We start from the raw sequence: 431 nt of genomic DNA on the forward strand, positions 1-431 counted from the left end.
CGGCGACGCGATTGCGCACCTGATGGCAACACCGGAAGCACCGCAGCTCTTTCGGCGCGCCATCATCCAGAGCGCGCCGCTGGGCATCGCCCGCGGAAGGGCGAAGATGAACCATGCCATGGGAATCGCCGCCGACGCCGTGACGGAGGAGACCCCGGCCATGGACGTGGTGGCACGTGAGGAACACGTGGCCCAGGTAGCCAAAAAGTTCGGCATGCTTGCCGCCATGCCGTTCGGAACCCAGTACGGCCACGATCCGCTCCCGGAAGAATCCGGCATCGAAACGGCCTGGGAGCGGTCGGTACCAGCAATTGACGTGCTGATCGGCCACACTTCCGAGGAGGCGCGGCTGTTCCTCCCCCGCAGTCCGCGCCTGATGCGCCTGGCTGGTCTGCCGCTGCTGGGCACCGCCGCCGTGCGCGCCATCGACT

General features: G+C 67.5%; 1 protein-coding gene. It reads left to right on the top strand.

Features of this window, described 5'->3' with window-relative positions:
* Nucleotides 1-431: carboxylesterase family protein (locus GVN67_RS29305; RefSeq protein WP_200845461.1), on the top strand; the 431-nt coding region annotated here is incomplete at both ends.

Source organism: Roseomonas sp. 18066 (assembly GCF_902706185.1).
GTDB lineage: Bacteria > Pseudomonadota > Alphaproteobacteria > Acetobacterales > Acetobacteraceae > Pseudoroseomonas.